This window comes from Xanthomonas sp. AC360 (genome assembly GCF_979258225.1).
On record NZ_OZ409846.1, the window covers coordinates 5,163,514 to 5,188,351 of the forward strand.

The 24,838-nt window shown below is 66.5% G+C and carries 19 protein-coding genes, 2 other RNA genes and 1 riboswitch; of the genes, 6 read left to right on the top strand and 15 right to left on the bottom strand.

Annotated elements, in window-relative coordinates:
* Positions 1–38: 38 nt before the first annotated feature.
* From ACZZ0O_RS22145 to ACZZ0O_RS22170, 6 genes are all read left to right on the top strand, one after another.
* Complete coding sequence (locus ACZZ0O_RS22145) at positions 39–1,265, top strand: siderophore biosynthesis protein PvsA (protein ID WP_463591858.1); 1,227 nt, start codon at positions 39–41, stop codon at positions 1,263–1,265.
* The gene (locus ACZZ0O_RS22150; protein ID WP_463591859.1) at positions 1,262–3,064 is read left to right on the top strand and encodes an IucA/IucC family protein; all 1,803 of its coding nucleotides are present in this window, start codon (positions 1,262–1,264) and stop codon (positions 3,062–3,064) included. Before ACZZ0O_RS22145 ends, ACZZ0O_RS22150 begins: the two co-directional genes overlap by 4 nt.
* The gene (locus ACZZ0O_RS22155; RefSeq protein WP_463591860.1) at positions 3,061–4,245 is read left to right on the top strand and encodes an MFS transporter; all 1,185 of its coding nucleotides are present in this window, start codon (positions 3,061–3,063) and stop codon (positions 4,243–4,245) included. The genes ACZZ0O_RS22150 and ACZZ0O_RS22155 overlap by 4 nt, the downstream gene beginning before the upstream one ends.
* The gene (locus tag ACZZ0O_RS22160) at positions 4,223–5,992 is read left to right on the top strand and encodes an IucA/IucC family protein (protein ID WP_463591861.1); all 1,770 of its coding nucleotides are present in this window, start codon (positions 4,223–4,225) and stop codon (positions 5,990–5,992) included. Before ACZZ0O_RS22155 ends, ACZZ0O_RS22160 begins: the two co-directional genes overlap by 23 nt.
* Complete coding sequence (locus ACZZ0O_RS22165) at positions 5,989–7,185, top strand: type III PLP-dependent enzyme (protein ID WP_463591862.1); 1,197 nt, start codon at positions 5,989–5,991, stop codon at positions 7,183–7,185. Before ACZZ0O_RS22160 ends, ACZZ0O_RS22165 begins: the two co-directional genes overlap by 4 nt.
* 61 nt (positions 7,186–7,246) lie before the next feature.
* Positions 7,247–7,322, top strand: a non-coding RNA gene (locus tag ACZZ0O_RS22170) — sX9 sRNA.
* Positions 7,323–7,441: 119 nt separating this feature from the next.
* Here ACZZ0O_RS22170 and ACZZ0O_RS22175 read toward each other — a convergent pair.
* From ACZZ0O_RS22175 to clpB, 15 genes are all read right to left on the bottom strand, one after another.
* On the bottom strand, positions 7,442–8,344 hold the full coding sequence (locus tag ACZZ0O_RS22175; RefSeq protein WP_463591863.1) for an AraC family transcriptional regulator: 903 nt from the start codon (positions 8,342–8,344) through the stop codon (positions 7,442–7,444).
* Positions 8,345–8,442: 98 nt separating this feature from the next.
* The gene (locus ACZZ0O_RS22180) at positions 8,443–9,177 is read right to left on the bottom strand and encodes an adenosylcobinamide-GDP ribazoletransferase (RefSeq protein WP_463591864.1); all 735 of its coding nucleotides are present in this window, start codon (positions 9,175–9,177) and stop codon (positions 8,443–8,445) included.
* Entirely contained in the window at positions 9,174–9,788 is a 615-nt protein-coding gene (locus tag ACZZ0O_RS22185) for a histidine phosphatase family protein (protein WP_463591865.1), read from the bottom strand. The genes ACZZ0O_RS22180 and ACZZ0O_RS22185 overlap by 4 nt, the downstream gene beginning before the upstream one ends.
* The gene (cobT, locus tag ACZZ0O_RS22190; protein ID WP_463591866.1) at positions 9,785–10,831 is read right to left on the bottom strand and encodes a nicotinate-nucleotide--dimethylbenzimidazole phosphoribosyltransferase; all 1,047 of its coding nucleotides are present in this window, start codon (positions 10,829–10,831) and stop codon (positions 9,785–9,787) included. Before cobT ends, ACZZ0O_RS22185 begins: the two co-directional genes overlap by 4 nt.
* A complete protein-coding gene (gene cobU / locus ACZZ0O_RS22195) occupies positions 10,828–11,349 on the bottom strand; it encodes a bifunctional adenosylcobinamide kinase/adenosylcobinamide-phosphate guanylyltransferase (RefSeq protein ID WP_463591867.1) in 522 nt (173 codons plus the stop codon). The genes cobT and cobU overlap by 4 nt, the downstream gene beginning before the upstream one ends.
* Entirely contained in the window at positions 11,337–12,812 is a 1,476-nt protein-coding gene (locus ACZZ0O_RS22200; RefSeq protein WP_463591868.1) for a cobyric acid synthase, read from the bottom strand. The genes cobU and ACZZ0O_RS22200 overlap by 13 nt, the downstream gene beginning before the upstream one ends.
* A complete protein-coding gene (gene cobD, locus ACZZ0O_RS22205) occupies positions 12,809–13,792 on the bottom strand; it encodes a threonine-phosphate decarboxylase CobD (RefSeq protein WP_463591869.1) in 984 nt (327 codons plus the stop codon). The genes ACZZ0O_RS22200 and cobD overlap by 4 nt, the downstream gene beginning before the upstream one ends.
* A gap of 84 nt (positions 13,793–13,876) precedes the next feature.
* Complete coding sequence (cbiB, locus tag ACZZ0O_RS22210) at positions 13,877–14,791, bottom strand: adenosylcobinamide-phosphate synthase CbiB (protein WP_463591870.1); 915 nt, start codon at positions 14,789–14,791, stop codon at positions 13,877–13,879.
* A gap of 72 nt (positions 14,792–14,863) precedes the next feature.
* Positions 14,864–15,475 (bottom strand): cob(I)yrinic acid a,c-diamide adenosyltransferase, encoded by a 612-nt coding sequence (gene cobO, locus ACZZ0O_RS22215; protein ID WP_463591871.1) that lies wholly within the window; start codon positions 15,473–15,475, stop codon positions 14,864–14,866.
* Entirely contained in the window at positions 15,472–16,083 is a 612-nt protein-coding gene (locus ACZZ0O_RS22220; protein WP_463591872.1) for a hypothetical protein, read from the bottom strand. Before ACZZ0O_RS22220 ends, cobO begins: the two co-directional genes overlap by 4 nt.
* A complete protein-coding gene (locus tag ACZZ0O_RS22225) occupies positions 16,080–16,673 on the bottom strand; it encodes a hypothetical protein (RefSeq protein WP_463591873.1) in 594 nt (197 codons plus the stop codon). Before ACZZ0O_RS22225 ends, ACZZ0O_RS22220 begins: the two co-directional genes overlap by 4 nt.
* A 248-nt stretch (positions 16,674–16,921) precedes the next feature.
* On the bottom strand, positions 16,922–18,799 hold the full coding sequence (btuB, locus tag ACZZ0O_RS22230) for a TonB-dependent vitamin B12 receptor (RefSeq protein ID WP_463591874.1): 1,878 nt from the start codon (positions 18,797–18,799) through the stop codon (positions 16,922–16,924).
* A 115-nt stretch (positions 18,800–18,914) separates the two neighbouring features.
* Positions 18,915–19,140, bottom strand: a riboswitch (cobalamin riboswitch).
* Between the two features lie 715 nt (positions 19,141–19,855).
* Positions 19,856–19,935: non-coding RNA, sX9 sRNA (locus ACZZ0O_RS22235), on the bottom strand.
* A 68-nt stretch (positions 19,936–20,003) separates the two neighbouring features.
* A complete protein-coding gene (locus ACZZ0O_RS22240; RefSeq protein ID WP_463591875.1) occupies positions 20,004–21,290 on the bottom strand; it encodes an O-acetylhomoserine aminocarboxypropyltransferase/cysteine synthase family protein in 1,287 nt (428 codons plus the stop codon).
* Between the two features lie 821 nt (positions 21,291–22,111).
* Positions 22,112–24,697: an ATP-dependent chaperone ClpB gene (clpB, locus tag ACZZ0O_RS22245; protein ID WP_463591876.1), complete on the bottom strand. Its 2,586-nt coding sequence runs from the start codon at positions 24,695–24,697 to the stop codon at positions 22,112–22,114.
* Between the last annotated feature and the right edge of the window lie 141 nt (positions 24,698–24,838).

Consider the following 24,838-nt stretch of genomic DNA (forward strand, 5'->3'; position numbering starts at 1 on the left):
TACCGGTTTTCCCACCGCCCTGTCGAACGAGAACTGCCATGACTGCAACATCCGCTGCACCGTTGGTGATCCTCACCCATGTCTGCCACCCGGCCATCACCGACGGCTTTTTGCCGGCCGCGCACGCGCAAGGCGTTCCGGTGTGGTTGCTGACCGACCATCGCCTCGATCACCTGGCCCATTTCCGCGACCACCCTGCACAGGCGCCGCAGCGGGTGATCGAATGCGATGTCTTCAATCCGCTGGGCGTGCTGGATGTTCTGCATGACGCCGGCATTGCGCCGCGCGCGGTCTTCAGCAATAGCGATCATCTGCAGACCAGCACCGCGCTGGTGGCTGCCGGCTTTGGGCTGCCGGGCAAAGACTGGCAGGTGTGTTACGCCGCCAAGAACAAGGCAGCGATGCGGCAACGCCTGCGTGCACGCGGCCTGCCCTGCCCGTGGTTCTGCACGCTGACGTCGGGCGCCGCAGTGCCAACGGATATCCCCTGGCCGGTAGTGGCCAAGCCGCGCGAAGGCGTGGCCAGCCTGGATGTACGCCACTGCGCCGATGCTGCGCAATTGCAAAGCTATCTGGACGATCTGTGGCAGCGCCACCCGCAGCGCACCGTATTGCTGGAAGGCATGTTGCACGGACCGCTGTTCACGCTGGAAACGCTGGGCGATGGGCACACGCTGCACGCCATCGGCGGTTTCAAGGTGCGGCTGTCGCCACCGCCGCATTTCGTCGAATGCGAAGCGCAGTGGGATGCGCATGTACAGACCCCGGTGATTGGGCAGGCACTGCAGCAGCTGCGCGCCTTCGGCGTCGGATTCGGTCTATGCCATAGCGAATTCATCCTCACCGCCGATGGTCCGGTGCTGGTGGAAATCAACTACCGCAGCATCGGCGACCGCCGCGAATTTCTGCTCGACGGCATGTTTGGCGGGCAATGGTTCAACGCCGCGCTGGCGCCGCATCTTGGCCAACCGTTGCCGCAGCTGCGCAGCGACCGCGCGCATGCCTTGCTGCGCTATTACGTGGCCGAGCGCGACGGCGAGCTGGTCACCGCCAGCGAAGACCGCCGTCATCACGATGCGCACAGCGACGTGCAGTACCGGCGCATGCGTGCACCGGGCGAGCGCATCCAGCTGAGCCATTCCAACAAGGATTACCTGGGCGTGTTGAGCGCCGTAGCCAGCGATGCACAGGCGCTGCAACAGGCCGTGGTGCATGCCGAAGCGGGCCTGCACTGGCGCATCGACAACGCGCAGGTGCGCACATGAGCAGCACCGCCGACCAGCGCTACATCGCCACCCGCATCATCGATGCCTGCCTGCGCGAGGACCTGCGCGCGATCGTCAGCCGTGGCACGCCAGCCACGCCCGACGCAAGCGTATTGGCCGCGTGGCCCGACCCCAGCCCGGTGGACGGCTGGTGGCGCATCGCGCATCTGCCCAACGGCACGCTGTGGTTGCCGATCCATCGCCACGGCGTGCTGCAGGACATCAGCGCCTGCGGCGATCGCTGGATCGTGCAACGTTCCGACGCTGCGTATGTCGAACAGGGCGCGCGCGCATGGCTGCAACGCATGAGCGCCGAGCTGGATGTGCAGACTCAGGAGCTGCATCGTGCCTATGCCGACGAAGCCGAGTGCGCCGCCGCGCACCGTGGTCTTGCGCAACAGGCGTATGCCGCGCAGGCGCCCGCATTGGCCAAGGCGCTGCAGCATGACGATGCCGCCGAACGCGCGTACCGCTGCGACCAGCTGGCCAGCTACCGCGATCATCCGTTCTACCCCACCGCACGCGCCAAGGCCGGCCTGGACGCAGACGAACTGCGCAACTATGCACCGGAATTTGCGCCCACCTTCGCGCTGCGTTGGCTGGCGATTCCGCGTGCACTGGCCAGTTGCACCAGCGCGCCGCCAGAGGCGTTATGGCCGGACTTCGCTACCCTGGGCCTGCCGCCCGCGCTCGCCGCGACGCATATCGCCTGGCCGGTGCATCCGCTGGTCTGGGAGCGTCTGGAACAGCCGGGCTTCGCGCTTCCACCCGGGACGTTGCGCGCACCGCAGACCTGGCTGGAGGTGCGTCCCACCCTGTCGGTGCGCACGCTGGTGCCGCTGCTGCATCCGCACCTGCATCTCAAACTGCCGATCCCGATGCGCACGCTGGGCGCATTGAATCTGCGCCTGATCAAACCTTCCACGCTGTACGACGGGCACTGGCTGGAGCGCGCGCTACGCCGTATCGATGCGCACGACCCCGCATTGCAGGGGCGTTGCGTGTTCGTCGACGAGTCGCATGGCGGGCATGTCGGCGACACCCGGCATCTGGCCTATCTGGTGCGGTGCTATCCGCCGCTGGACGCCGCCACGCTGGTCCCGGTGGCCGCGCTGTGCGCACCGATGCCCGATGGCCGGCCGCTGGCGCTGCATCTGGCCGACCGGTTCGCGCACGGCGATGTGCATACCTGGTGGCGCGAATACACCGAACTGTTGCTGGCTGTGCATCTGCGTCTGTGGCTGCGCTACGGCATAGCGCTGGAAGCCAATCAACAGAACAGCGTGCTGGTTTATGCGCACGGCCAGCCCACGCGCCTGTTGATGAAGGACAACGACGCCGCGCGGATCGCCATGCCGCAAGTGCGTACGCAACTACCGGACATCGACACCCTAGGCGCGCTGCAGGACGCACGGATCGCGGTGGACGAGACACACGCGCTGGCGCAGATGTTCTGCACCATCGTGCTGCAACTGGATCTGCAGGCGATACTCGAAGGTCTGGCCGACTGGCAGCCGGCCCTGCGCGCGCCGCTGGCTGCGCAACTGCAGGACCAGGTTGCGCAGACGCTGGCAACGCTGGATGCCGATGGCATCGACACTGCACCCGCGCGGCGCCTGCTGGCCACACCACGGTTGCCGGTGAAGTACCTGCTCAGCGCCGGCAGCCTGCTCAGCAAGCAGCTCACCGGTGCCACCGACATCAACAAGTTCTACGGCGACAGCGCACCCAATCCGTTCGGCAACGCGTTTGCGCACACACAGCCGCAGCCGCGTCGCCATGCCGGTGGTCAGCGATGAAACGCATCCTCGCCCCGGTGCTGGCGGCCCACTATCTGGCGGCCTTCACCGCCCTGGGCATGCCACTGTTTCTGCCCCAGGTTCTGGCCGAACTGGCGCCCACCGCGGCGGTGGGCTGGAGCGGCGTGCTGTATGTGTTGCCCACCTTGTGCACTGCGTTGACGGCGAGCACCTGGGGGCGACTGGCGGATCGCTACGGACGCAAACGCTCGTTGCTGCGCGCGCAACTGGGGCTGGCATTGGGCTTTGCGATTGCCGGCTTCGCACCCTCGCTGAGCTGGCTGGTGGTCGGCCTGATCGTGCAAGGCACCTGCGGCGGCTCGCTGGCGGCGGCCAACGCGTATCTGGCCAGCCAACCGCAGGCCGGCCCCTTGGCGCGCGCACTGGACTGGACGCAGTATTCGGCGCGGCTGGCAATGGTCAGCGCACCGGCGTTGCTGGGGCTGGCGCTTGCCTTGGGTCCGGCGCAGTCGCTCTACCGCGCGCTCGCGTTGCTGCCATTGCTTGCCTTTGCATTGACCTGGCGGTTGCCGGCGGATCAACCCACCGCCCGTCCACGCGCATCTGCGACGACGTCATCAGCTACCGAACCTGCAACACGCCCGTTGGCCGCCACAGCATCGTTGTGGCCGGCCTTGTTGCTCGCGCAGTTTCTGTTCTGCTTCGCGATGGTGGTGACCTTCCCGTACTTCATTCCCTATGCGCTTGCACGCGGTGCCGGTCACGACGCGCTTGCGGGCCTGCTCTACAGCCTGCCGCATCTGGTCTATCTGATCGTGTTGCCGTGGTGGCGCCGCGGCGATGGCGAGGCATGGCTGATCCCGGGGCTGCTGCTGTTTGCGCTGGCCTGCCTGTGGCAGGCGCTGTTGCACGACGCCGTCGCGCTGGCGGTGGCGCGGCTACTGTTCGGCATCGGCATGTTGTTCGGCCTGCGCGGGCTCAATCGCAGCCTGGCGCTGGTCGCCAGCGGCCACGGCGCCGGCCGCCTGTTCGGCCGTTTCGATGCCTGCGGCAAGTGGGCCGGCGTGGCCGCTGGCGCTGCGGCGGGTGCGCTGGCCCAGGCCGCCGGCCCCGCACTTCCTTTCCTGGCCGCTGCAGTGGCTGCGGCTGGCGCTGCGCTCACCGTTGCGGTGCGCTTTCCTTCGAGGAGAACTGCCGATGTCGCTGCACACGATGCATGACCCCTGGTACGACAGCATGGCCGATGCACAGGCCTGCAGTTGCTGGTTGAACTGCTATCTGCGCGAGTTCGCCATCCCGCAACGCGCAGCCGATTTCGATTACCGCGGGCTGGATCGCCCCGGGCCGCGCATGGCCGAGCAACGTTGGCTGCGCATCGACCTGGGCGATAGCGGCGCGGTGTGCGTGCGCATTGCCTACGCAGACCGTTTGGGACGCTGCCGCTTCGCGTCCACACCGTTTCTCAAAAGTGCCGGCCAACCGTGGCACGCGCTGGACGCGCATGCGTTGGCGCGCTGCCTGCTGCAATCGCTGGGCAGCACGCAGGCGGTCAACCCGGAGCTGCTTGCGCAAAGCGCCAACAGCGTGGCGATCACCGCGGCGATGTTGCGCCAGGCGCACCGCACTGCACCTACCGGCGATGTGATGATCGATGCCGAGCAATCGATGCTGTGGGGCCACGCGCTGCATCCCACACCGAAAAGCCGCGAAGGCGTGGCACTCGACCACGTGCTCGCCTGCGCACCGGAAGCGCGTGCGGCATTTCAGTTGTTCTGGTTCCGTATCGACCCACGCCTGCTGCGCGTGCAAGGCAAGGACGTGCGCGCCAGCCTGAGGCAGCTGTCCGGCAGCGACGATCTCTACCCCTGCCATCCGTGGGAGGCGCAACGCCTGCTCGACGACCCGTTACTGCGCACCTTGCAAGCGCGCGGATGGATCACGCCGGTCGGCCTGCACGGCGACGCACTACGGCCCACCTCGTCGGTGCGGACGCTGTATCACCCGCAGCTGGATTACTTTCTCAAGTGCTCGGTGCATGTGCGGCTGACCAATTGCGTCCGCAAGAATGCGTGGTACGAGCTGGAAAGTGCGGTCGCCCTGACCGACCTGCTGGCGCCCAGCTGGCAGGCACTGGCGGCGCAGGTCCCGGGTTTCGACGTGATGCTGGAGCCTGCCGCCACGTCGCTGGATGTCGCGCAGATCGACCGCGCCCTGCACGATGCCGACCCGCAAGCCGCACGTGCGTTGTCCGAAAGTTTCGGCATCCTGTATCGCAAGACCATACCGGCTGCGCAACGCGCACGTTGGCAGCCGCAGGTGGCCGCCGCCCTGTTTACTTGTGATGCGCAGGGCAACAGCGTGTGTGCCCAGCGCTTGCAGGCGCTGAGCAGCGCACAGATGGACCGCCACACCGCCACGCTGCTGTGGTTCCGCGCCTATGCAGCCCTGTTGCTGGATGGCGTGTGGAGCGCGCTGTTCCAGCATGGCATCGCGCTGGAACCGCATCTGCAGAACACCGTGATCGGCTTTGCCGACGGCTGGCCGACGCGCGTGTGGATTCGCGATCTAGAAGGCACCAAGCTGCTGGCCCACCATTGGCCGGAAAGCCGCTTGCAGGGTGTGGGCGAACGTGCACGGCAATCGCTGTATTACACGCCGGAACAAGGCTGGAACCGCGTTGCCTACTGCGCGCTGGTGAACAATCTGGCGGAAGCCATCTTCCATCTGACCGAGGGCGATGGCGTGCTGGAAGTGCGGTTGTGGCAGTGCGTGGGCGAGCTCGCCGCACGCTGGCAACAACGCTACGGCGCGCAGCCGGCGCTGCAAGGCCTGATCGACGGCGCCCCGCTGCCTGGCAAGAACAATCTCGGCACGCGCCTGCTGCAACGGGCCGACCGTCAGTCCGACTACACCCCATTACCCAACCCGATTGCACACATCGCCACCGCACGGCAGGTGGCCGCATGAGCCTGCGCATCGACACCGCCGCAGTGATCCACGCGCTGCCGCTGCTACGGGCGAGCAGCGATGGCCCGCTCTGCGCGTACCTGTACGATCTGGCCGCACTGCACGCGCATGCGGCCTGGATGCGCGCGCAGCTGCCGGCGCAGTGCGAGCTGTTCTATGCGGCAAAAGCCAATGCAGAGCCGAAGATTCTGCAGACGCTGGCGCCGCATGTGGATGGCTTCGAAGCCGCGTCCGGTGGCGAACTGGCCTGGCTGCATGCGCAGCAACCGCAGGCAGCGCTGCTGTTCGGCGGGCCAGGAAAACTCGACAGCGAGCTGGCCCAGGCCGCTGCCCTGCCCGACTGCACCGTGCACGTGGAAAGCATCGGCGAACTGCAACGGCTGGCTGCGATTGCGGCACACGCTGGCCGCTGCGTCCCGGTGTTTCTGCGCATGAACATCGCCGTGCCCGGCGCACAGAGCACGCGGTTGATGATGGGCGGGCAGCCCTCGCCATTCGGCCTGGACCCGCAGGATCTGGACGCCGCCATGCAGCTGCTGCGCGCCAGCCCGTCGCTGCGACTGGAGGGCTTTCATTTCCATCTGATGTCGCATCAACGCGATGCCGGCGCGCAACTGCATCTGGTTGCTGCGTACTTGCGCACCGTGCAGCAATGGCGGCAGACCTATGCGCTCGGGCCGTTGCGGGTCAATGCAGGCGGCGGCTTCGGCGTGGATTATCTGGCGCCGGAGTCCTCCTTCGACTGGGCCGGTTTCTGCGCCGGGCTGCCCGCGTTGCTGCACGAACACGGCAGCGCGCTGCGCCTGCGCCTGGAACCGGGCCGCTACGTCAGCGCCACCTGCGGTTGGTATTTGATGGAGGTCCTGGACCTCAAACGCAGCCACGGCGCCTGGTTCGCAATCGCCCGCGGCGGCACCCATCACTTCCGCACACCGGCCGCGCAGGCGCACGACCACCCCTTCCGCGTGCTGCGCGGGACGCACGCGCCGGTCATCAGCGACACACCGGTGACCTTGGTCGGCCAGCTCTGCACGCCCAAGGACGTCCTGGCGCGCAACCAACCCGTCGCCGCACTGGCCCCGGGCGACTGCCTGGCATTTCCGCTGGCAGGCGCTTACGCGTGGAATATCTCGCACCAGCAATTTTTGATGCATCCGCCGCCGCAGAAGGTGTTTTTGCCGGCGATCGACTGAGAGCAGCTAACAAAAGGACTGTGCTCACCGCCAGGCGGGCGCGACCGATGCTCGGTGCAGCATGGACCACGCTTACACTCCGGTTCCTCCGCACCGTCCATAACAATCTGACGACTGCTCGCTACGTTTTGTTGGCCGCTCTGAAAGCAACTCAGCGAGCATGTCGGCCCTGCGCGTGCAGATGTTTCGCGCGAAAGCAACAGCTTGCAAAATCGCTCTGCAACTCAGCTACGCGTGCGGCACTGCGTCCGTCACTTCAACCACGCTTTTCGATCGCTGCCACCGGCACCCGAATATCGGCGCGCAGAATCGCTTCGGGTGTTTCTTCCGGATCGTCCAGATACAGGTAATGCAGCGGCGCATCGCGCAGCAGGTAGCCGCTGCCGGGCAGCCAGGCAGCCAATAGTTGGTCCAGCGCATCTTCCAGCGCGGCATACGAACCCACGTGGCGCAGGACAGCGTGCGGTCCGCCATCAAGACGGCGCAACTGCAACGGCGCTGCTGGCATGGCCACTGCGTCGAAGCCCACACCGCATTCGAACAGATGCGCGTGCGCCGGAACGTCGCGGTGATCGCTCAGCGGCAATCCCACCAGACACTGCAGGCTGTCGACGATGCCGGCGCGCGCCGCCCAGGCCACAATCCGGCCGAAGCCGCGATCCAGGTCGTCGAACGCGCCGCGCTTGCGTAGCACCACCAATTCGAATGGCTCCAGCGTCTGCACGCTAACCTGCAGCGGTGCTGACGGGCTGTTTGCCAACGTTGCCGGCGTCGATAACTGCTGCAGCTTGCTGGCACGCAATGCGGGCGCCGAGCGCAAGACGGTGGGACTGGCCTGCAGTGCGCTGCGGCAGGCACGCGCCAGCGCCTGCGGTGTCTGGTAGCCGACTGCGAGCGCGACCTCGGTCACCGACGCATCGTCGCTGCCCAATAAATGCAGGGCTTGACTCAACCGCAAGCGTGCCACCGTGTGGCCCACGGTCTCACCGGTCAGGGCGCGATAGACCCGATGGAAGTGATACGGCGACTGGTGCGCGATGCCTGCCAATTCGGCCAAATCCGGCAATGCGGCGCCGCTGCGAATGCTGGCCTGCAGATGCGCGATGACGCGCTCCACGCCGCGTTGCCAACTGCTAACTGCTGAGTCTGCTGCATGCATGGTGTTGGCTCCCTGGTGACGGCATCAGCATCGTCTGCATCGCGTGCCGGCGCGGTCCCGATCTTGCGGAATGTTGCACCCATTGGACAGCGTGCGGCTCAGCCCAGCCACACCGCCAGCATCACCAGCACTGCGGTTTCGGTCAGTTCCACCAGCGCGCCGCAGGTATCGCCCGTCATGCCGTCCAGGCGCTGCATGCAGGCGCGGCGCCATAGAACGAAGATCAGTGCAGCAGTGCCGAGGCACAGAGCCGCGATCGCCATACCGGCAGCGATGCAGACCACGGTCGCCAGTGTCAACGCCAGCCACAAGCTTGTGCGTGGTGCGGCGACCAGCGCGCTGCCCAGGCCGCCAGCGCGCACGTACGGCGTGGTCAAGAACGCCGCCACCACCGCGGCACGTGCCAGCAATGGCGCCAGCCACAGCGCACCCGGTGCGTGCGGCAGCAATGTGGCCAGTGCGGCGCATTTGAGCAGCAAGACCAGCACCACGGCGGTCACTGCCATCGGTCCGCTGGTGGGGTCTTTCATGATCGCCAGGGTGCGTGCGCGGTCGCCCATGCCGCCGACCCAGGCGTCGGCCATGTCGGCCAGCCCGTCCAGGTGCAGGGCGCCGGTCAGCCAGGTCCATGCGCTCAACAGCAATGCCGCGCCCAGCAATGGCGCGACATCGCGCAGGCACCACGCCAGGCCACACAGCAGCGCACCGAGCAGCAGGCCGACCGCCGGATACCACGGCAACGAACGTGTCTGCACGCCCGGCCGGGCGAACACCGCACCGGGCACCGGAATGCGGGTCAGGAAGCCGATCGCCGCGAGCAGCCCATCGATCATCCGGCGTCGTGCGCAGACTGCGGTGCTGCTGCCGGCACCGATGGCAGCGCTGCGGCAACGCCGTTGGCCGGTGGCCAGGCCAGCGGATGCAGCGAGGCGTGCGGCACCGCCAGCTCGGTCATGCGGCCGAACCCGTTGCCGGCCACCATGCACTGCACTGCACGGATGGCACCGCCATGGGTGACCACCAGCACGCGGCGCGCCGGGCAGGTGGCGACCACCGCATCCAACGCCGCGGCGAGCCGCGCACAGAACGCCTCGAACGGTTCTGCCTGCGGCGGCGGGTAGCGCAGCGGGTCGGCCCAGAAGCGGCCGAGCGCTTCGCCTTCGTCGCGATCGATCTCGGCCACCGGCACGCCCTGCCAGCGGCCAAAGTGATATTCGCGCAGCCGTGCGTCCAGCTGCAGCGGCAAGCCGCGCGCGTCGGCCAGTTCGGTAGCGAAGGCTGCGCAGCGCTGCAAGGTGGACGACACCACCACCTCCCATTCGCCCTCGGCGGTGGCTGCAAGCAATTGCTGCCAACCCAGCTCGGTGAGCGGGTCGTCGAGCTGGCCGCGATAGCTGCGCTGCCCGGTGTCGCCGTGCCGCAGCAAGGTGATCTGCGTGCTCATGCGTCGGACACTCCGGCTTCGGCAAAGGTGGCCATGCCGTTGTGCAAGGCGCAGGCGCTGCGCAGCAAGGGAATCGCCACCGCTGCGCCGCTGGCTTCGCCCAGGCGCAGGTCCAGTTGCAGCAACGGCTCGGCATCCAGGGCGCGTAGCAAGGCGGCGTGGCCGCGCTCCTGTGAGCGGTGTCCGAACAACAGCCATTCGCGCACGCCGGGATTCAGACGGGTGGCCACCAGCGCCGCAGCGGTGGTGATGAAGCCATCTACCAGCACCGGAATGCCGGCCTGCGCGGCAGCGATATACGCGCCGACCAGGGCGGCGATCTCGAACCCGCCGAGCCGGCGCAACCGTTCCAGCGGCGTGGTGGCGTCGGCGTGCAAGGCCAATGCGCGGCTGATCACCGTTGCCTTGTGCGCGATGCCTTCGGCATCCAGGCCGGTGCCGGCGCCGGCCATCGCCTGCGGAAACTGCGACAACAGCGCGCAGCCCAACGCGGCAGCAGCGGTGGTGTTGCCGATGCCCATTTCGCCGCCGACAAACAACTGCGTGTCGCAACTTTTGGCCTGCGCGATGCTCTCCGCACCGGCGGCCAGCGCGTCGCGCAACTGGCTGGGCGTCATCGCCGGTTGCTCGCAGATGTTGGCGCTGGAGGGTGCGATCCAGGCGCGACGCACGCGCGGCAACTCGCCGGGGTCGTTGACCACGCCCAGATTCACAACTTCCAGACGCGCACCGAGTTCGCGCGCCAACACCGCAATGGCCGCACCGCCGCGTGCGAAATTGCGCACCATCTCGCCGGTGACCGCCTGCGGAAACGCCGACACGCCCTCGGCGGCAACGCCATGGTCGGCCGCGTACACCGCAATCCACACGCGCTGCACGGTCGGCTGCGCGTTGCGTTGCCAGGCCGCCAATTGCACGGCCAGTTGCTCCAGCCGGCCCAACGCGCCGGGCGGTTTGGTCAGTTGTTCCTGCCGTTCCAGCGCAGCCGCGCGCACGTGCGCATCCGGCACTGCGCATGCGGCAAAGATCCAGTCGCTACTCACAGCTGTTCTCCCTTCAACACCATCGGCAAACCCGCCACGACAAACACCACACGCTCGCACTGTAGCGCCAATGCCTGATGCAGCCGGCCGGCTTCGTCGACGAAACGACGCGTGAGTTCGCCCAGTGGCACGATGCCCTGCCCCACTTCATTGCTGACCAATACGATCTGCCCGGGCAACTGCGGCAGCGTTGCGAGCAGTGCGTCGCGTTCGCGCGCAAACGCGCCCGCATCCGGGTGGCCCAGCAAGTTACTCAGCCACAGCGTCAGGCAATCGACCAATACGCAGCGATCGGCCGCGGCCAACGCCTGCAGCGTGGTGGCCAATGCAATGGGTTCTTCCACGCACTGCCAATGCGACGGGCGCTGGCTGCGGTGATGGGCAATGCGCTGCTGCATTTCGTCATCGAATGCCTGCGCGGTGGCCACATAGCACACGTGCTCGGCCGCGCTGGCGGCGAGGCGTTCGGCCAGTGCGCTCTTGCCCGAGCGCGCGCCACCCAGAATCAAATGCCGCATGCCGGCTCCTTGCTGGTGAGCCGCGTCAGCGCGGCGGTGTCTAAGTACGTGTGCACCGCATCGGCAAGACGGTCGAGCGTGGCCTCGCGCAACGCCGCCAGATCCAGCGGCTTTGCCTGCGCCAGGCCGGCCCATGCGAGTAACGCGGCCAGTGCCTGCGGGTGATCGAAGATGCCGTGCAGATAGGTGCCCAGCACCTGGCCGTCGTCGGAAATGGCGCCATCGCTGCGGCCATCGTCCAGCTGCACTAACGGCCGCGCCAACGCAGCGCCGGTGCTGAGACCGCAGTGAATTTCGTAGCCACTGGCAGCCGCATCTCCCAGCGCCAGCCGCCCGTGTACGCGGTGCAATTGCTTGTGCGCGTGCAGCTGCGTGTCCAGTGCCAGCCAGCCCAACCCGGCACTGCTGCCGGCCGGACCTTCGATGCCATCGGGGTCGTGGATCTGCTCGCCCAGCATCTGCAGACCGCCGCAGATCCCGAGCAGCTTGCCGCCATAACGCAGATGGCGTGCGATGGCGGTGTCCCAGCCATGCGTGCGCAGCCACTGCAGATCCTGGCGCGTCGCCTTGCTACCCGGCAGCACGATCAGGTCGCAGGGCGGTGGCATCTGGCCCGGACCGACGAGTTGCACCTCCACCTGCGGATGCGCCAGCAAGGCATCGAAATCGGTGTGGTTGCTGATCCGCGGCAGCACCGGCACCACCACGCGCAGCTGCGCGTGCGGCTTGTGCAGCGCCTGCCGTGGCAGCGCATCTTCGGCCTCCAGCTGCAGGCCGTGCAGATACGGCAACACGCCGAGCACCGGCTTGCCGGTTTCGCGTTCCAGCCAGTCCAGGCCCGGTTGCAACAGCGCCAGATCGCCACGAAAGCGGTTGATGACAAACCCGACAACGCGTGAGCGTTCGCTCTCCGACAGCAAGGCCAAGGTGCCGACCAGATGCGCGAACACGCCGCCACGGTCGATGTCGGCAATCAGTATCACTGCGCAATCCACTGCCTCGGCATAGCCCATGTTGGCGATATCGTTGGCACGCAGATTGATCTCCGCCGGGCTGCCGGCGCCTTCCACCAGCACCACCTCGAAACGCTCGACCAGCCGTGCGTGCGAGGCCAACACCGCGGCAAGCGCGGTGGCCTTGTAAGCGTGGTAGCCCACCGCATCCAGCGTGGCGACCGGGTGCCCATGCACGATCACCTGCGCGCCGGTGTCGCTATTGGGTTTGAGCAATACCGGGTTGAAGTCGGTGTGCGGCTCTAGTCCGCAGGCTTGCGCCTGCACCGCTTGCGCGCGGCCGATCTCGCCACCATCGACGGTGACTGCCGAGTTCAGCGCCATGTTCTGCGGCTTGAACGGCGCCACCGCCACGCCCTGGCGATGCAGCCAGCGGCATAGCGCGGCCACCAGCGTGCTCTTGCCGGCATCGGAGGTGCAGCCCTGCACCATCAACACGCGTGCGTTCACGCCAACACCTCGCCCAGTGCCGCATCCAGGCGTGCTTCGGCGGCTGCATCGGGCGGCAGGCCGAAGCGCAGGCTGGCCGGGGTATCGAACAGGCGGGTCAGGATGCCGCGTTGCGCCAGCGCCGCATGCAACACCGCCGCATCGTCGCGCCGACACCATTGGAAAAACGCACTGCCTGCGGTGGGTGCGATCGCGTGGCTGCGCAACAGCTGCGCAAGCCGCTGCGATGCCGCGTGCAGGCGTTCGCGGGCCTGCGCGTGCCAGTGGATATCTGCCAACGCCTGCTGCAACGCCCAGCGGGTGGGGCCGCTCACCGTCCATGGCCCCAACTGCTCGCGCAGTGCATCCAGTAGCTGCGGCTGCGCGCACACAAACCCGGCCCGCGCGCCGGCCATGCCGAAGAACTTGCCGACCGAGCGCAGCACGATCAAGCCCGGCTGCGGGGTCTGCGCGCACACGCTGTCGTGCGGCGTGGCATCCATGAAGGCTTCGTCGATCACCAACCAACCGCCGCGTGCCGCCAGACGTGCATGCAGCTGCAACAGCACTTCGCGATCGAAGGTCTCTGCGCCTGGGTTATTGGGATGGATCAGCACCACCACATCGAAGGTCTCCGCCGTCTGCAGCAACGGCCCCGCCGGCAGCGGCACGACGGTGTGGCCGGCGCGTCGCCACGCGTGTGTATGTTCGGCATACCCCGGTGCCAGCACGCCCACCCGGCTGCGGCTGCGCAACAGCGGCAAGGCCTGAATCGCCGCCTGCGAACCGGCGACCGGCAATACGTGCGGCGCGCCGTAGTAAGCCGCGGCGCTCTCGGCCAGACCATCGTCGTCTTCCGGCAGGCGCTGCCACGCTTGCTCCGGGATGGCAGGCACGGGCCAGGCAAACGGGCTCACCCCGGTAGACAGATCCAGCCAGTGCGACAGCGCGATCCCGTAGGTCTGCGCGGCGCGGCGCAACCGGCCTCCGTGTTCAAGCATGAGCGACTCCACGAGATGGTGCGTGACTGCACAGAGATTGCCGATGGTCGACGCAGCGCCTGCGCGCAAGGGAGTTGTGGCCGGTCATGGCGTCACCAGCGCCAACGCCAGTGCACCGAGCAACAACCACAGCAGCACCCCGCAACGCACCAGCAGCAGCGCGCGGCGCACACTGCCGGCGCTGGCCGGCAGGCCCTCGCCCAGCTGCGGCCGTGTCTGCCAGTGGCCGTGGTACGGCGCTGGCCCACCCAGTTGCACCTGCAGCGCGCCGGCACCGGCCGCCATCACCGGGCCGGCGTTGGGGCTCTTCCAGCCGCGCCCCTGCTGCCAGGCGCAGCGCATGCCGGTACGGCTGCGGCCGAGCAGCGCGTACGTCACGGCGGTGAGCCGCGCGGGCAGCCAATTGAGCACATCGTCGATACGCGCCGCAGCGCAGCCGAAGTTGGTGTAGCGCGGCGTGCGATAGCCCCACATCGCATCCAGCGTATTGGACAGCCGATACAGCACCGCACCCGGCGCGCCGAGCAGCACACCCCAAAACAGCGCGGCAAACACCGCATCGCTGCCGTTTTCGAGCACCGACTCGGTCGCTGCGGCGGCAACCTGCGTGGCATCGAGCGCGGCGGTGTCGCGGCTGACGATGCGGCCCACGGCAGTGCGCGCCGCTGCCAGGTCGTCGGCCTGCAATGCGTCGATCACCGGCTGCGCATGTTCGCCCAGGCTGCGCAATCCCAGCGCCAGGTACAGCATGACGGCGGCAAAGACAGTTGCCGCCCACGCCGACCACCACCACAGCAGCGCTTGCAACGCGGCTGCCAGGAGCGTCCATGGCACCACCGTCGTGCACCAGGCCAGCACGCCTGCACCGCGACGATCGCGGTACAGGCGTGCTTCCACGCGCTGCGCCCAGTGGCCGAACAGCACCAGCGGATGCGCGCGCCGCGGTTCGCCCAGCAGCAGATCCAGCAGCACGGCGGCCGTGGCAATCACCAGCGCCATGGTGGGCGTCCCTGCGTCATGACAGGACGCACGCCGATGCAGCTGCAGGCAATTGCACGCGCGTGGTCATGTCTACAACTCGATGCCGAGCTGCGCCTTGATGCCGGCGTTGAAGGCATGCTTGATCAGGCGCATCTCGGTGACGGTGTCGGCGACCTCGATCAACCCGGCCGGCGCACCGCGCCCGGTGATCACCACATGCTGTCCGGGCGGACGCGCGGCGACCGCCGCGAGCACCTCGTCCAGCGCGATGTAGTCCTTGACCAAGGCGATATTGAGTTCGTCCAGCAGCACGAAGTCGTAGCGCGGGTCGGCCAGCATGCCACGCGCCAGTTGCCAGGCGGCCTGCGCAGCGGCGATATCGAGTGCACGGTCCTGGGTTTCCCAGGTAAAGCCTTCGCCCATCACGTGGTAGTCGAGCAGATCCGGAAAGCGGCGGAAAAACGCTTCTTCGCCGGTGGAAAACGTGCCCTTGATGAATTGCACCACGCCGCAGTACAGGCCATGCCCGAGCGAACGCGCCAGCATGCCGAAACCGGACGAACTCTTGCCCTTGCCATTACCGGTATTGACCAGCAGCACGCCACGGTCGATGACCGCGCGTGCGATGCGTCGGTCCACCAACTCCTTCCTGCGCTGCGCGCGTTCGCGGTAATGCGCGTCGTCGTGTTCGGGTGTGCTCATGCGCTTGCTCCAATCGGGTGACGTGTGGCGATGCCACGCAGTACAGCCAGCAGCGCGAAAGCGACGCCGACATAGCCTGCCAGCGTGCCGAGTGCGTGCGGGTAATAGTCAGGCACGCGCGAGAGAAACCCGCCCAGCGTGGCCTGCGGATAACGGCCGGACAAGAAGTAGAAGCCGCCCTTGGAGAGCAGATACGCCAGGCTGCCGCTGAGTAGCACTGCGCACAGCAGGCGGGCCGCATCGCGCCACACGTCGCGGTGCAGCTGCAAGGCATACACGCGCCCACCCAACCACAATGCCGCATACGCCAACGCCAGCGCCCAATAGGCCGGCGACAGACACCAATCGCTGATGCTGCCGGAGACCAGGCCGATCAGATCCAGCGCAGACGCCACCCCGAACAGCAGCGGCAGCATCCACCGCGTGCGCAGCAAGGCACCGGCCAGAAAAAACACCGCCCAGGATGCGCTGGGCAATGCATCCACGCTGGCGAAATGCTCGCCGCGCGTGCACACCATCAACAGCACCAGCGCGCTACCGCACATCCATGCGGCGGTGCCTTGCAGTGGCGCGCGTGCCGGCGTGCGCGTTTGCCGTGCAACCGTCATGACCGCTCCAGCGGGGCCGATAACGGCGCCGCAGTGCGCGCGGTACGCCAGCGCAATACACACCAAGTACCGGCAAGCGCAACCATCAGATACAGCGCGGTGGTGCGCACGAACAACGGGCCCCACTGCGCTGCGCGCTGCAGATACTGCGCCCAATGCGGCTCGGCATAGCGCCCGCCCCACCAGTAGAACGCGCCATTGGAAATCAGGAACGACACCACAGCAGCCAAGGTGCCCAGCGCCCACGCAATACACATCGACCTCGCATCCGGGCGAAGGCGCGCGTGATAAGCCCGGCCGGCGTACCACAGCACCCCGTACGCCAGCGGCAGCGCCGCGTAGGCGGCGGTGATGCAGAAGTCGCTGACACCGGCCACCGTGACCGCGGCCCAATCAATCACCACCGACAACACCAGCAGGGCGACAAAAAACGCATGCCGTCGCACTGCCAGACCGCCCAGAAAGAACACCGCCATCGACGCATCCGGCAGATGCAGCCAGTCGCTGACGTGATGGAAGCGGGTGGCAGTCATCACCAGCATCAAGCTGATGAAGACAGCACGTTCGGCGGGACGGGAGAGCGGGGTCATCGGTGTTCCTTCGAGTACAGACGCAGATGCGCTAGCAGTGGAGACAGGCAAACGGGAGATGCTGCAGTGTACGAGTGGCACATTGCTGCTGATGCTGCCGGGTCACTGACGGCCCGGCTGCAGCCGTTTGCTCAGTGGTGCGTTGGAGCGACGCACTGCCGCCAGTGCGAAGAGTTGCGCGATGCTGCGGCCGGTCGCTATCGGCCGCATGCATCCCGCCATCGCACATGCCATCGGCTGCCCGCGCGTTACTGCGCCGCCTGGTAGCGGAAGGTGAGCAGATAATTGCGCCCCGGCTGCGCATACCAGCGTGCGGTCTCGTACTGGCGGTCGAAGACATTGTTTGCGGTGAACTGCACTTTCCAGTCCGCGTCGATCGCATAGCTCACGCGCAGATCCAGCAGGCCGTAGCCGGCCAGCCGCTCGGTGTTGGCCAGATCGTCGTAACGCTTGCCGGACCCGAACAGGCTGGCGCCGATGCTGAAGGCACCGAAGCTGCGGTCGGCATCGATGCGCCCGCTCTGCCGCGCGCGCCGCGGCAACCAGTTGCCGTGATTGACCTCGCCATCGGCCTGAGGCTGCAGCCAGGTCAGCGCGCTGCGCACGGTCCAGCCAGCCAGCTGGGTGTCGTAGCCGGCTTCCACACCGCGAATGCGCGCCTGGTCGATGTTGTTCGGCTGCCCGAACGGATGGGTGGCATCCACCAGCGAGGCATCGTAGGCGATCAGATCGTCGATGCGGGTCTGGAAGGCATTGAGCGTCCAGGTGCCCCAGTCGTAGCTGCCACGCAGCCCGAGCTCGGCGCTCTTGGAGGTCTCCGGCCCCAGCAACGGATTGCCGTAATCCGGGTAGTACAACTCGTTGAAGGTGGGCGCCTTGAACGCAGTGCCGTAGCTGGCGGTCACGCGCAAATGCTCGGCGAAGTCCCAGCCCCACAACAGGCTACCGGTGGTCTTGCCACCGAACTGGCTGTTGTCGTTGCGACGCAGGCTGGCCTGCAACGACTGGCTGCCGAAGCTCTGCTGCCACTGCGCAAACGCGGCGCGGTCGATGCGGCTATCGGCCTCGTAGGTGTCGCTGCTGGCGATGGCGTCGCGCTGCCAGTCGAAACCGACCGTGAGCAGGCCCGGCCCGGTGTTGACATCGGCCTGCAGCGAGCCCTGCTTGCGGCGCGTGTCGTAGGTCGACAGGTACGCACCCTCGTAATACGCGTCGCTGAAATCGGCGCTGCTGCCCAGGCTGGCGGTGAAGGTCAGCGCATCGCTGAGCGCATAGCGCACGCGCCCGCCCACGGCCTGCTGCACGCCCTTGGACAGATTGCCGCCGAAAGCCGAGCCGTCGTATTCGTTGCGGCTCTGCGCGCGCAGGGCGTGCATGTCCGCATCCCACTGCCGATTGAAGCGCCAGCCGCCCTGCGCGCTCAGCGAATCGTTGCGGTAACCGTCGCGGTCCGGATCGTAGGCACTGGAGCTGGTGTCCAGATACGCATTGATGCCATCGGTTTCGTCATGCACGGCGTTGACCGAATACCAGCCGCCGGCTTCGCTCAGATCGCCCTGGCTGCGCCCGGCGACACCGGCGCCATAACGGCGCGCATTGTCGCTGCCGGCCGCCACGCTCAGCGTCGGCACGAAGCTGCCTTGCGGGCGACGGGTAAAGATCTGGATCACGCCGCCCAGCGCTTCGGAGCCATACAGGCTGGAAAACGGCCCGCGCACGATCTCGATGCGCTCGATCTGCTCGATCGGCAGATCCTGTAACGCCGCACCGCCGGCGGTGGCCGAGCCGATGCGCACGCCGTCGATCAGCACCACCAGATGATCCGATTCGGTGCCGCGCAGGAACAACGAGGTCGCCTTGCCCGGACCACCGTTATTGGCCAGCGACACCCCGGCTTCGCCACGCAGCAGGTCCTGCAGTGAATTAATCTGGCGGCGCTCGATCTGCGCGCGGTCGATCACCGTGACCGGCGCCAGCGTCTGGTCCTGGGTCTGCGCGGTCCGCGAGGCGGTGACCACCACTTCGTCGAGATCGATGGCGGCTTCGGCCTGAGCCAGATTGATCACGCACAGCGACAACCCCACGGCCAACACGGCGCGAGATGGCAAAACGGAAGAAAGGGACATCTACTGCTGCTCCTGAAACCGCGCCGACCCGCGCGGGGGCAATGGGGCGACACGCAGCAACGGGCCAGCCGCCCGACGCAGCAGCATCGGACGCGCAAGGCCACGCCCACCGCGTGCCGGGTCAATCCCTCAGGCCGGTCTCCGGGCTTGCGAGCGGAAGCGGATGCTTCCCGGGTCTGCGCCTTCCCATGCAAAGCACAGTGGCGTGACGTGCAGACCCTTGTCTCGCCCACCGTTGCGGGGGCAGCTCCGGAATTGCGACTCGCCCAAGGCGATGCGCGCACCGGATTCCCGTTTAAACCACCGGCCAACCGGCAGTCACCTCAGGGGCGCGCATGGTAGCAGGATTGGCTGGCGCCTCAGCGGTCTGGTGCGACCGACCAAGCGCAGCGCGTCGCCACGCGCCGGGATGGTGTGACTACTGATTGCTTCTCGCATCGGGAGAAGGAGACGCGCAGCGCCGAATGAGGGGACGCAGCGCAACCTCATGCCATGGATGCAAGCAGCATGCTGGGGTTGCTTGCATGTCCGCCATCGAACTTTATCTCGCACATATGCGTGGGCTTCGCCCCCGTAATTGAGCCCGCGATCCCTCCCCGCCGCTCCGCGCCCCAGCCCGCGCTTGCGCTTGCGCTTGCGGCGCGTGCGCTCCAAGGCCACCCGCGCCCATTGCGCGCAAGCTGTTCCTCCTCGCCCCGACGGGAGAGGGGCGAGCCGTTCCGGGCGGCAGAAGGGCTTCAAGCCAAGCGTCATTGGCGTGTTCAAGATGTCAGGGTCATGAAAGCGACTTCCCCAGGCGGTAGCGCGGCTGGGGATTGGCGGAGAGCGGCACAAGGATGTGCCGCGGCGGCGAGTCAGACAGGATGTCTGACCGAGCCGAAGAGCCGATCCCCAGCCGCGCTGCCGCGCTCACCGAAGCCAGTACCGGCGGGCATCGTGCTTTGCCATACCCAACCCCACCCCGCTCCGCGCTAGCAGTACGAGCGCACCAAACCACGCGCACCGGTGGCGCGCACGCCGTGCCTCGGTATCCGACGGAAGCGCTGCTCCAAGAGTGGCCAACAAAACGTAGCGAGCAGTCGTCAGGTGGGGGTGGACGGCGCGGAAGAACCGGAGTGGACGCGTGCGTGGACCATGCCGCACCGAGTACCGGCCGCGCTCGCCTGGCGGTGAGCACAGTCAGCTTGTTGGCTGCGCTAAAACCTCACGCTCCCTGTAGCGCCTGCTCCAGATCCGCCAGCAGATCGTCGATATGTTCGATGCCGATCGACAGGCGCACGGTGTCTTCGCTGACGCCGGCATGTTCCAGTTCGGCCGGATCGAGCTGACGGTGCGTGGTGGATGCAGGATGCGTCGCCAGCGATTTGGCATCGCCGATGTTGACCAGCCGCGTGAACAACTGCAGCGCATCCAGAAACCGCGCACCCGACGCACGCCCACCGGGCAGGCCAAAGGTCAGCACGCCCGAGCCGTGCCCGCCCAGATACTTCTGCGCCAGCGCATGCTCGGGATGATCCGGCAACGCGGCGTAATTGACCCAGGCCACCCGCGCGTGTTGCTGCAGATATGTCGCAATCGCCAATGTGTTGGCATTGATGCGCTCCATGCGCAACGGCAGAGTTTCGATGCCTTGCAGAATCAAAAACGCATTGAACGGCGACAACGCCGCCCCGGTATTGCGCAGCGGCACCACCCGTGCGCGGCCGATGTAGGCGGCCTCGCCCAACGCGTCGGTATACACCACGCCGTGATAGCTCACGTCCGGCTCGTTGAGACGCGGAAACCGTGCCTTGTGCTCCGCCCACGGAAAGCGCCCGCTGTCCACGATGGCGCCACCGATACTGTTGCCATGCCCGCCGAGATACTTGGTCAGCGAATGCACCACGATGTCCGCGCCGAAGTCGATCGGCCGCAGCAACGACGGGGTGGCCACGGTGTTGTCCACGATCAGCGGTACGCCGTGCGCATGCGCCACGGCCGCCACCGCTTCGATATCGGTGATGTTGCCGCGCGGATTGCCGATCGACTCGACGAACACCGCCTTGGTACGGTCGTCGATCAGGCCGGCAAACGCCTGCGGATCGCGATAGTCGGCAAACCGCGTGCTGATGCCGAACTGCGGCAGCGTATGCGCGAACAGATTATAGGTCCCGCCATACAACGCACTGGACGACACGATGTTGTCGCCCACCTCGGCGATGGTCTGGATGGCGTAGGTTACCGCCGCCTGCCCCGACGCCAGCGCCAGTGCGCCGATGCCGCCTTCCAGCGCCGCGACGCGCTGTTCCAGCACATCGTTGGTGGGATTCATGATGCGGCTATAGATATTGCCCTGTACCTTCAGATCGAACAGATCCGCGCCGTGCTGGGTATTGTCGAAGGCGTAGGCAACGGTCTGGTAGATCGGCACCGCCACCGCGCGCGTGGTCGGATCGGGGCGATACCCGCCATGCACGGCGATGGTTTCGGGCTTCCACTGCGGGTCGGTCATGGTGCGGCTCGCTCTCGGAAAGAATGCCGACCATAGCCGGGACCGCACGTCCGTTTGCAAACGCGCAGTGATGAGCTCATGCCGCCCGGTTGTAAGCACAGCCGTGCACTGCCTGCGCCATCCACCTAATGCAACCTGATGAGCCCGGCCCTGCTTGCCGATCGGCGACGGCGAACAGCGGAAGCGTGGTGGCGTATCTGGGGGCGGGACCGTGTGGCGGCATGGATGCCGCCACCGAGCCTCCATGGACGGATTCACGGCGTGTCCCGACACCGGATGCGACACCGCGCACCGACCAACCCAACACGCGCAACGCCTGCGCATTTAGTGCGAACGCTTCGGTCACTGTGGGCGCTTGCACGCGTATCGGCGGTTGTGGTCGGTGGCTGAGGCACCGGCGATAGCTGATTCGTCGATCGTTCGTTGCAACGTGGCCTGAGCTGACGCATTGCTTGCAACGTCATGGAGTGAGCCGATGCGCCCTGCGCCTTGCCCAGCTTTCAGACCTTGGGTCGAAGACGGCGCACTCTGACCGAGGCATTCCGTCGTTGCAACCGCAGGCCTGCGAAAGCTGCCGGCGCGACCTGCCGCAGCCTGGATGCGCTGGCAGTCTTAATGCCTGGTGGTTTGTAGAAAGACACGGCATGTCCGCAGCTAAGGCTCAGGGATAACCCACTAACGTAAACGGGCACTGCCTGCGCAGTGCCCGCTATTGCGTCAACCGTTGGCGCCGGTGCGTGGAGATGCCCACAGACGATGCTTCGTGGGTGTATGGCTCCGATGCGATTGGCGTTGCGACACGCACCCATCGCCCAACCTCATCAGCCCTTCGTAAACGCCAGACGCCCGCCCTCGACACGCACGCGCACCGCGTCGCCGCTGATGTAATGCCCGGAGAGGATCTGCTGGGCCAGCGGGTTTTCCACCTGCGACTGGATCGCGCGCTTGAGCGGTCGCGCGCCATACACCGGGTCGAAGCCGACGTTGCCGAGCAGATCCAGCGCGGCATCGTCCAGATCCAGCTTGAGTCCGCGTTCGGCCAGGCGTTTTTCCAGGCCCTGCAGCTGGATGCGCGCAATCGATTTGATCTGCGCCTTGTCCAGCGGATGGAACACCACGATGTCGTCCAGCCGGTTGATGAACTCCGGGCGGAAATGCGCCTGCACCACACCCATCACCGCGGCCTTCATTTGCGTGTAGGCCTCGGCACTGTCGTCGCCGGAGAGCTCCTGGATCTGATGCGAACCCAGGTTGGAGGTCATCACGATCACCGTGTTGCGGAAGTCCACGGTGCGGCCCTGACCATCGGTCAGACGGCCATCGTCGAGCACCTGCAACAGGATGTTGAAGACATCGGCATGCGCTTTTTCGACCTCGTCGAGCAGGATCAGCGAATACGGGCGACGGCGCACCGCTTCGGTGAGATAGCCGCCTTCTTCATAGCCCACGTAGCCCGGAGGCGCACCGATCAGGCGCGACACCGAATGTTTCTCCATGAATTCGCTCATGTCGATGCGAATCATCGCTTCGCTGCTGTCGAACAGAAAATCCGCCAGCGCCTTGCACAGCTCGGTCTTGCCCACGCCGGTCGGGCCCAGGAACAGGAACGAACCACTCGGACGATTGGGGTCGGACAGGCCGGCACGCGAGCGACGCACCGCATCGGACACCACCTTGATCGCCTCGTTCTGGCCGACCACGCGGTGATGCAGTTCGTCTTCCATGCGCAGCAATTTGTCGCGCTCGCCTTCGAGCATCTTGTTGACCGGAATGCCGGTCCAACGCGACACCACTTCGGCGATTTCTTCGGCGGTCACGCGGTCCTGCACCAGCTTGAAGTCGTGATGCTCCACTTCGTTGGCCAGCAGCATCTGCTTTTCCAGCTGCGGTAATACGCCGTACTGGATCTCGCTCATCTTGGCGTAGTCCTGGCGACGCTGCGCCGCTTCCAGTTCCAGCTTGGCGTGCTCGATCTGCTCCTTGACCTTGGTGGTGCCCTGCAGCGCAGCCTTCTCCGACTTCCACAGCTCGTTGAGGTCGTAGAACTCGCGTTCGAGCTTGTCGATATCGGTTTCCAGATCGGCCAGGCGCTGACGCGAGGCGTCGTCTTTTTCCTTCTTCAACATCTCGCGCTGGATCTTGAGCTGGATCAGCCGGCGCTCCAGGCGGTCGAGTTCTTCCGGCTTGGAGTCGATCTCCATGCGGATGCGCGATGCGGCCTCGTCCATCAGGTCGATGGCTTTATCCGGCAACTGGCGATCGGTGATGTAGCGATTGGACAAGGTGGCCGCCGCCACGATCGCCGGGTCGGTGATCTCTACACCGTGGTGCACGGCGTAGCGTTCCTTCAAGCCACGCAGAATGGCGATGGTGTCTTCCACCGTCGGCTCGCCCACGAAGACTTTCTGGAAGCGACGCTCCAATGCCGCATCTTTTTCGATGTACTTGCGGTACTCGTCCAGCGTGGTGGCGCCGATGCAATGCAGCTCGCCGCGCGCCAGCGCCGGCTTGAGCATGTTGCCGGCGTCCATTGCGCCATCGGCCTTGCCTGCACCCACCATGGTGTGCAGCTCATCGATAAACAGGATGATCTGGCCTTCGTTCTTGGACAGGTCGCTGAGCACCGCCTTCAAGCGCTCTTCGAATTCGCCGCGGAATTTGGCACCGGCAATCAGCGCGCCCATGTCCAGCGACAGCACCCGCTTGCCGCGCAGACCTTCGGGCACTTCGCCGTTGATGATGCGCTGGGCCAGGCCTTCGACAATCGCAGTCTTGCCCACGCCGGGTTCGCCGATCAGCACCGGGTTGTTCTTGGTGCGCCGCTGCAAGACTTGAATGGTGCGGCGGATCTCTTCGTCGCGGCCGATCACCGGATCCAGCTTGCCGCTCTCCGCACGCGCGGTGAGATCGATGGTGTATTTCTCCAGCGCCTGGCGCTGCTCTTCGGCATTTTCCGATTGCACGGTTTCGCCGCCGCGCAGCTTGTCGATGGCCGCTTCGATCTTCTTCTTGTCGCCGCCGGCCGCGCGCAGTGCCACGCCCAGCGGGCTGGCATCGTCGGCGGCGGCCAGCACGAACCACTCGCTGGCGATGAAGGCATCGGCATGTTGCTGAGCGAGCTTGTCGGTCTGGTTGAGCAGGCGATTGAGATCGTTACCGATCGACAGATTGCCTTCCTGCCCGGAGACCTTGGGCAAGGTATCCAGCGCCTCGCCAAGACGCTCGCGCAGCGACGGCACGTTGACCCCGGCCTGCGACAGCAGCGGGCGCGTGCTGCCACCGCTCTGGTCGAGCAGCGCGGCCAGCACGTGCACCGGCTCGATGATGTTGTGGTCGCGGCCCACGGCCAGCGACTGTGCGTCGGCCAGTGCCTGCTGGAACCGCGAGGTGAGCTTGTCCATCCGCATGGGAAATCCTCTGAACGGGTGGCCGGCAACGCCGGCGATACCGTGCAGATGCGGCTGCCGAGCGGGGTTTCAAGGTTTGATCGGCACGGAACGAACCGAGACCAAGGCCACCAAGACCGCCTTATCCGGCCCGGAGTGTCG

What these genes read in the sequence shown, in the direction of transcription:
- ACZZ0O_RS22165 (WP_463591862.1), top strand. Translation starts at nt 5,989, where the DNA reads ATGAGCCTGCGCATCGACACCGCCGCAGTGATCCACGCGCTGCCGCTG.
- ACZZ0O_RS22155 (WP_463591860.1), top strand. Translation starts at nt 3,061, where the DNA reads ATGAAACGCATCCTCGCCCCGGTGCTGGCGGCCCACTATCTGGCGGCC.
- btuB (WP_463591874.1), bottom strand. Translation starts at nt 18,799, where the DNA reads ATGTCCCTTTCTTCCGTTTTGCCATCTCGCGCCGTGTTGGCCGTGGGG.
- ACZZ0O_RS22185 (WP_463591865.1), bottom strand. Translation starts at nt 9,788, where the DNA reads ATGAGCACGCAGATCACCTTGCTGCGGCACGGCGACACCGGGCAGCGC.
- ACZZ0O_RS22150 (WP_463591859.1), top strand. Translation starts at nt 1,262, where the DNA reads ATGAGCAGCACCGCCGACCAGCGCTACATCGCCACCCGCATCATCGAT.
- ACZZ0O_RS22240 (WP_463591875.1), bottom strand. Translation starts at nt 21,290, where the DNA reads ATGACCGACCCGCAGTGGAAGCCCGAAACCATCGCCGTGCATGGCGGG.
- clpB (WP_463591876.1), bottom strand. Translation starts at nt 24,697, where the DNA reads ATGCGGATGGACAAGCTCACCTCGCGGTTCCAGCAGGCACTGGCCGAC.
- ACZZ0O_RS22160 (WP_463591861.1), top strand. Translation starts at nt 4,223, where the DNA reads ATGTCGCTGCACACGATGCATGACCCCTGGTACGACAGCATGGCCGAT.
- ACZZ0O_RS22225 (WP_463591873.1), bottom strand. Translation starts at nt 16,673, where the DNA reads ATGACCCCGCTCTCCCGTCCCGCCGAACGTGCTGTCTTCATCAGCTTG.
- cobD (WP_463591869.1), bottom strand. Translation starts at nt 13,792, where the DNA reads ATGCTTGAACACGGAGGCCGGTTGCGCCGCGCCGCGCAGACCTACGGG.
- ACZZ0O_RS22145 (WP_463591858.1), top strand. Translation starts at nt 39, where the DNA reads ATGACTGCAACATCCGCTGCACCGTTGGTGATCCTCACCCATGTCTGC.
- ACZZ0O_RS22175 (WP_463591863.1), bottom strand. Translation starts at nt 8,344, where the DNA reads ATGCATGCAGCAGACTCAGCAGTTAGCAGTTGGCAACGCGGCGTGGAG.
- cbiB (WP_463591870.1), bottom strand. Translation starts at nt 14,791, where the DNA reads ATGGCGCTGGTGATTGCCACGGCCGCCGTGCTGCTGGATCTGCTGCTG.
- ACZZ0O_RS22220 (WP_463591872.1), bottom strand. Translation starts at nt 16,083, where the DNA reads ATGACGGTTGCACGGCAAACGCGCACGCCGGCACGCGCGCCACTGCAA.
- cobO (WP_463591871.1), bottom strand. Translation starts at nt 15,475, where the DNA reads ATGAGCACACCCGAACACGACGACGCGCATTACCGCGAACGCGCGCAG.
- ACZZ0O_RS22180 (WP_463591864.1), bottom strand. Translation starts at nt 9,177, where the DNA reads ATGATCGATGGGCTGCTCGCGGCGATCGGCTTCCTGACCCGCATTCCG.
- cobU (WP_463591867.1), bottom strand. Translation starts at nt 11,349, where the DNA reads ATGCGGCATTTGATTCTGGGTGGCGCGCGCTCGGGCAAGAGCGCACTG.